This window comes from Planktotalea sp. (genome assembly GCF_039984035.1).
GTDB lineage: Bacteria > Pseudomonadota > Alphaproteobacteria > Rhodobacterales > Rhodobacteraceae > Planktotalea.
In genome coordinates this window covers 1-6,872 of record NZ_JBDWVM010000148.1, presented here as the reverse complement: position 1 = coordinate 6,872, position 6,872 = coordinate 1, and the positions used below count along the sequence as shown (strand labels likewise).

Annotated in this window: 6 protein-coding genes; 4 read left to right on the top strand and 2 right to left on the bottom strand. The window is 53.6% G+C overall.

What is annotated here, in order from left to right:
- Positions 1-980: mechanosensitive ion channel domain-containing protein (locus ABJQ89_RS06665; protein ID WP_348495487.1), on the bottom strand; the 980-nt coding region annotated here is incomplete at its 3' end.
- A gap of 393 nt (positions 981-1,373) precedes the next feature.
- On the opposite strand from ABJQ89_RS06665, the gene leuC reads away from it, so the two are divergent.
- From leuC to ABJQ89_RS06645, 4 genes are all read left to right on the top strand, one after another.
- Positions 1,374-2,780 (top strand): 3-isopropylmalate dehydratase large subunit, encoded by a 1,407-nt coding sequence (gene leuC / locus ABJQ89_RS06660; RefSeq protein ID WP_348495485.1) that lies wholly within the window; start codon positions 1,374-1,376, stop codon positions 2,778-2,780.
- A gap of 428 nt (positions 2,781-3,208) precedes the next feature.
- Complete coding sequence (gene leuD / locus ABJQ89_RS06655) at positions 3,209-3,814, top strand: 3-isopropylmalate dehydratase small subunit (RefSeq protein WP_348495486.1); 606 nt, start codon at positions 3,209-3,211, stop codon at positions 3,812-3,814.
- Between the two features lie 396 nt (positions 3,815-4,210).
- Positions 4,211-5,041, top strand: coding sequence for a hypothetical protein (locus ABJQ89_RS06650; protein WP_348495484.1), 831 nt, complete (start codon positions 4,211-4,213; stop codon positions 5,039-5,041).
- An 8-nt stretch (positions 5,042-5,049) separates the two neighbouring features.
- Positions 5,050-6,039 (top strand): endonuclease/exonuclease/phosphatase family protein, encoded by a 990-nt coding sequence (locus tag ABJQ89_RS06645; protein WP_348495483.1) that lies wholly within the window; start codon positions 5,050-5,052, stop codon positions 6,037-6,039.
- Here the strand turns inward: ABJQ89_RS06645 and ABJQ89_RS06640 are convergent.
- Positions 6,029-6,872: epimerase (locus ABJQ89_RS06640; protein ID WP_348495482.1), on the bottom strand; the 844-nt coding region annotated here is incomplete at its 5' end. The two genes, ABJQ89_RS06645 and ABJQ89_RS06640, sit on opposite strands and share 11 nt — an antisense overlap.

Below are 6,872 nucleotides of genomic sequence, written 5' to 3'. Positions count from 1 at the left end.
CGAACATAATCGCTTGAATGGGACCAGTTCACAACTTGGCCCGTGATCAGGTCTTCATTCGGGATCAGGTATTCTTTGCCATCGCGGGTGACGACACTGACGTAGCGCGCGCCGAGCGCGTTGATCCAACCAAAGGTTTCGCCAAGGGAAATCACATCCCCGGGTTTGATCGATTTATCGAGCAGGATGATCACGCCAGACACAAGGTTGGAGACAACCTTTTGCAGACCAAAACCAAGGCCAACACCAATCGCGCCTGAGAGAACCGCAAGCCCCGTTAGATCAACCCCAACCGTGCGCATTCCGATGAAAAAGGCGGCACCATAGAGCAGCACTTGCAAAAACTTGATCGCCAGAACCTGCATGGAGGGCGATATGTCATCGTTTTTACGAATCGTCGCGGTGGAGGCGGAGGAAATAAAACGCGCGCCAGCGAAAAGGACCGCGAGGATGATGATCGCTTGCAGGACCGTCCAGAGTGACAAGCGCACTGTGCCGAGTTCAAGCGCGATGCTTTCTAGGAACTCTTGCGCCTCGTCGGTGAGGTTCACAATGCTCAGCGTGACCCATATCCACGCGCCATATCGAATGATCGCACGCAAAAGCGTATTGTGAATGAAGCGCGTAATGAACGCGACACAAAACCATGCTGTGGTGAGGTTAGCGATAATCGTTAATAGATAAGAGCGTGATGGCCACGTGATTTCGCGCATGACCCAAACGGTGATCCAGATGAGCGCGACGTAGATGAGCAACCTCAAGCGTCGATGAAACATTACCAAGATGCGCATGCGCCATGTTGGCCAACCTTCCCGCGCGCGCATCCAATTGTGCAAGCGTGGTTTCAGGGCCAGTCCGAGGAGGTGAGCGAGAATGAAAACCCCCAACGCGATCGCAAGTTGGTAGGCGATCCAAGGCCGCAGTAGGTTTTCAGAAAGGCTCGTTGCAAAGTCAGCAAAAGAAAACGCAGCCTCGCGCAGGTCTTGCAGCGCGTCGGTTGAGGTGACGGTGTCGTTTGTGTTGGTTTGCTCGGTTTCGTCCACTTACTTGCCGCTTGGTGTCTGTGATCAATCGCACTGTGTCATGCTGGACATGTAAGGCGCAAGCTCTGTGGTTTTTGCATAGGTAAAAGGGAAGCGGCCATCTTTGATAAATAGGGATGGCCACTTGCTCGGTTCATTCGGTTGGTGTATCTGCTGACTATGACCGGAATTTTCGATCTTAACGAGCGCGCCCGCCTTCGCGAGCGCTTTTACGGCGCAACGCGCACTGTGTTGGCGTGCCTACCTTAATGGCATGTTTGACAGGCGAAACGCAGCGACCTGATCTCTAAAACCCCCTATCCAAATTTCACAACGACGGGAGTGGACCCAATGTCCCCCAAAACGATCTATGATAAAATCTGGGATGCTCATGTAGCCCATGAAGCGGAAGACGGTACATGTCTTCTTTATATCGACCGCCATCTTGTACACGAAGTAACATCACCGCAGGCTTTTGAAGGTCTTCGCATGACGGGCCGCACGGTGCGTGCGCCTGACAAGACGATTGCGGTTCCAGATCACAACGTTCCTACAACAGCGGGCCGTGAAGATCCAAAGAACATGACCGAAGACAGCGCCATTCAGGTGGCTGCACTGGATACGAACGCTAAAGAATTTGGCATTCACTATTACCCAGTGTCTGACGTCCGTCAGGGCATCGTGCACATCGTTGGACCTGAGCAGGGTTGGACATTGCCGGGTATGACCGTTGTTTGCGGCGATAGCCACACAGCAACGCACGGCGCGTTTGGTGCGCTGGCGCATGGTATTGGCACGTCCGAGGTGGAGCACGTTCTAGCCACGCAAACCTTGATCCAGAAGAAGTCCAAGAACATGAAGGTCGAAATCACCGGCAAGTTGAAGCCAGGTGTGACGGCTAAGGACATTACAATGTCTGTGATTGGTGAAACGGGTACTGCTGGCGGCACTGGTTACGTGATTGAATATTGCGGTGAAGCGATCCGTGATCTTTCCATGGAAGGCCGTATGACTGTCTGCAACATGGCGATTGAAGGCGGTGCGCGCGCTGGTTTGATCGCGCCTGATGAGAAAACGTTCGAATACTGCAAAGGTCGCCCGCATGCGCCTAAAGGTGCGGAATGGGAAGCAGCGGAAGCTTACTGGCGCACGCTCTTCACAGATGAAGGTGCGCACTTTGATAAGGTCGTGACACTGAATGGCGCAGACATTGAGCCAAGCGTAACATGGGGCACATCCCCTGAGGACGTTCTGCCGATTTCAAGCTTGGTTCCGAACCCAGAAGATTTTGAAGGCGGTAAAGTCGACGCTGTGAAGCGTTCGCTTGAGTATATGGGTCTGACACCCGGCCAGAAATTGACAGACATTGAAATCGATACTGTCTTTATCGGCTCTTGCACAAACGGTCGTATCGAAGATTTCCGTGCAGTTGCGGAAGTTGTCAAAGGCAAGAAGATCAAAGAAGGCATGCGTGCGATGATCGTTCCGGGCTCTGGTCTGGTACGTGCACAGGCGGAAGAAGAAGGTCTCGCAGATATCTTCAAGGATGCCGGTTTTGAATGGCGCCTTGCGGGTTGCTCAATGTGCCTTGCGATGAACCCTGATCAATTGTCCGAGCATGAGCGCTGCGCGGCAACGTCAAATCGTAACTTCGAAGGTCGTCAGGGGTATAAGGGGCGCACGCACCTTGTGTCTCCAGCGATGGCAGCGGCTGCCGCTTTGACAGGCAAGCTGACTGACATTCGTGAGTTGATCTAATGAACCGCCGTGGCTTCTTGCAGATGCTAGGAGGGGCGCTGAGCGCTCCTTTGATGCCGCCCGTTTCTTTGGGCGCGGCAACTGTTGGGACAGCAACCAAAGCGGCCTACCCCGCTTTGGCGATGAAGCTTGCAATGGATCAAGCAAAGCACCGCGTGAGTTTCTCGGTGTTTTCGATGGCGCAACAACTTGGTCTTCAAATGGACCAAGCTGAGGCGTTGATGGTCGATCTTTCCAAGAAGGGTGTCGTTGGCCCTCTTCAAGGCGCAACGAAAGCGGGCCGCTGGGCGCGCAGTCAGCAATGGCAACGCCCAGCTGGCAGTGTCGTTGCGACAAAGAACGTTGCGCGCAACGCGTCGTCCACACAGCCACGGACACAGACTCCAAACAGCACTGCGCCACGCGCGGATGCGAAAAAGGAAAAGACAATGGACAAGTACCAAAAACTATCAGGTATCGCTGCGCCTATGCCGCTGGTGAATATCGACACTGACATGATCATCCCGAAGATTTTTCTGAAGACGATCAAACGCTCCGGTCTCGGCGCGAACCTCTTTGATGAGATGCGTTTTGACCGTCAAGGGAATGAGATCGAAGATTTCGTTCTGAACCAACCTGCGTACCGCGAGGCAGAAATCCTCGTTGCTGGCGATAACTTTGGCTGCGGCTCATCGCGTGAGCACGCCCCTTGGGCGCTTGCCGATTTCGGCATCAAAGCGATCGTGTCTACGTCTTTCGCAGACATCTTTTACAACAACTGCTTCAAGAACGGCATCTTGCCAATCGTGCTGCCACAGGAAGCGGTCGACGTGTTGATGAAAGATGCTGAGAAGGGCTCCAACGCCCGTATGGACGTCGATTTGGAAGCGCAAACTGTCACAACCTCAGATGGCGAAGTGTTCTCCTTTGAGCTTGATAGCTTTAAGAAGCACTGCCTGTTGGAGGGTCTCGATGACATCGGCCTGACAATGGAAAAAGCCAGTGCAATCGATGCTTTTGAAAGCAAAGCAAGCACTGCACGCCCTTGGGTTTAACTGCCTGAAGGGCAATACAATCAGAGCATGAGGCCGATGATTCTCGGCCTCATGCTGAAGCCGTCACATTGGTTAATGAATCGCTGCCCGATTCTCAGGGTTTCGATCCGAAACCGTCTGGTTCACTTTGAAATAGACGTCAAATTGATGTGACACACCAGATGTAGTGGTTTGATTCCCTTCAATCTTTTTGTGTCATTCTGAATGATGTAATCTCGCACCAGTACTGCCTTCTTTTGGCCCTTTTGCTTAAGCTTAATAGGGTCACGACTTGAGATGTGCGCTCGTTCCATGTTCAAATGAGGCGAGATTGAGGCATGCTGCTTTAGATAGTGGCTCAGGTTGGAACAAGCGGTCGGCATTGTATCGACAGCGTCCAAGTTGAAGGGATACGACGTGGTTACGAAGATATTTAGCGCAGCTATGCGCGCTTTGCTCGTGTGGGTACTCATTGTGACGCCAACATTGGTGTTGACGGGTGCCGCAGGTGACAATAGCCCGCTGGTGGTGTTTATCGCCGTACTGGCCGCGTTCTTCACTTTTGTTGAATACTACAGCGATTACCCATCAATCGTGGAATTCCGATTTGCGGCTCCGTTCAACCGACACCGGTTCGTGACGATCTTTGCAATCGTGTTTTTGCTGTCTTTGGTATGCAAGGGCATCTTTGAACCCACATCTTTGACACTCTACGTGCGTCATTGGGGCGATTTGCTGGGCCAGTCCATCGATGTCCCATATTCCCCTGTACGCCTCGTGGTGTTGATGCTGAACGAAAACGCCTCGATCGAACTGGTTGAAACAGTACGCACCGCTGCTGGTCTCTCCTATTCTATCTCGCTCCTGTCCTTGGTGGTTTTTGTCCTGCTGGTGCGTGTCGCCAAATGGCCCTCTAAATCAGGCGCCTTTAATGTTTGGGTGAACCTGCCATTGTTTGATCCTACTGGCGGCGGCGACGTTCTGGTGCGTTTGAAACGCGATGCGAATATTAACATTATCTTTGGATTTCTGCTGCCATTCTTGATCCCGGCCGTGGTGAAGACTGCGACTGATCTTGTCGGCAACCTGTCGATGGATGATCCGCATACTCTGATTTGGACAATGACGGCATGGGCCTTCCTACCAGCAAGCATGATCATGCGCGGTATTGCGATGGGCCGTATTGCGGAAATGATCGAAGAAAAGCGCCGCCGTGCCTACGCGCAATCAGAGGCGCAACACGCTTAACACTCTTTTTGACGCTCCTAATTTGGCCCTTCGCGCTCGTCGCGGAGGGTTTTCGCGTTGCAACGCTTCACGCAGAGCTGACGCGCAAAGGGCCGGGTCTGCTGCTGCGCGATATTGAGCGCGGTAAGGACAAGCAGCTCGCGGCGCTTGCTCAAGTTGTCCAAGTGCTCAATCCTGATGTCCTTTTGCTGACCAAGGTAGACTTTGATGCGGGTTTGCAAACGTCTGAAGCATTGCGCGCGTTTCTAGAATATCCTCACATGCTGGCGTATGCGCCAAACTCTATGCAGCCGGTGGCTCTTGATTTGGACGGCGATGGGCGCAAGCCAGATCGTCAGGTCTGGGCGCGCTATGCGGGAGAGGGGGCGATGCTCTTGCTTTCTCGCTATCCGATTTCGCTCAGCTTCCATTTAAACGATCTTCTTTGGACAGACGTGCCCGATGCGCGGATGCCAGAATATGAAGATAAGCGCCCGTTTCCGTCTGAAGGGGCGCGCGATGCACAAAAGCTTGTCGGGCAGGGTTTTTGGGTGGTGCAGATTGATCTGGATGATGACCCGCCTGTCGCTATGGCTCTCTTTCAGAACCAAGCGCCCGTGTTTGATGGCCCCGAGGATATGAACGGTTTGCGCAGCCGCGCGCAGCTCGGGCTTCTGAGTGCTGTGATGGACGGTGAACATGGCCCTTTTCCAAAGGAACGTTTTGTCTTGCTCGGCAACACCAACCTTGACCCTGAACGCGGTGACGGGGATCGCGGCGCGATGGCGAGAATGCTACACGATCCACGGATCAAAGACCCAGAGCCGCTCACTGATGCGGGCGGTACTGCGACGGCCTATTGGGACAACCCCGGCCCAATGCGGGTAAGTTATGTTTTGCCCAGCCGGGATTGGGATATTCTAGATGCGGGTGTGTTCTGGCCAAACCAAGGCCCGCTCCGCGATGTCGCGGAGCAGGCCAGTCGTCATAGATTGGTTTGGGTTGATATCAGGCAGTGACCTTAGCGCCCGTTGGCATTTGACCTTCTGGCAGCGGTGCAAACTCAGTCGCTTGACGCATCGCTTCCAGTAGCGGTGTTGGTTTGAAGTCGGGCAAAAGCTTCGCGAACTTGGCCCCATCCAAGCGATGCGGGGTGAACCAGAGATAGCGCATCTCGAAGATATACTTCATGTCCGCCATAAAGGGCCAAACAAGGCGCAAAGGCCACCATTTCATCTGTTTCACTTTGACATCATGCCCCCGCGCTAGCCCGCACGCTGCCGCAAGCTCGGCAAGGCTGAGGGAATAGCCCGGAAAGCAGACATCGCAAAAGCGCTCCAACTCGTCACGTTTTTCGGCCAATTCAACAGCGGCCCGAGTGATGTCTGGCAGAAAGCCCCAAGCGTGTTCGATATCGGGGTTCCCGGGGGATGTCATTTTACCTTTGCCGATCTTTTTGGCGATGATCATATCGAACCAGTTTCCATTCGCTTCGGTATCAATGAAATCACCCGCCCGTAGCACGATGGTGCGTACACCTGCATCGCGATAGGCGCGTTCCATTTCAATCCGAATTTTGCCCAGTGGGTTGCGCGCCCGATATGGCGAGGTTTCAGACCATGGTGATGGCGTGCTTTCGCCAAACACATACACATTGCCGGGAATGATCACTGTTGCATCGTTTGCTAAAGCGGCGCGATGGACGCTCTTGTGCATTGAGAGCATCTTCTTTTGCCACTGCGGATAAGGGATGTGCCAAGCGTTTACGATCACATCAACACCGCGCGCTGCCGTCTCCAGTGAATCCGTCTTGCGATCAAAAAGGCGGACGTTCCAGCCTGCTTCGGTGAAT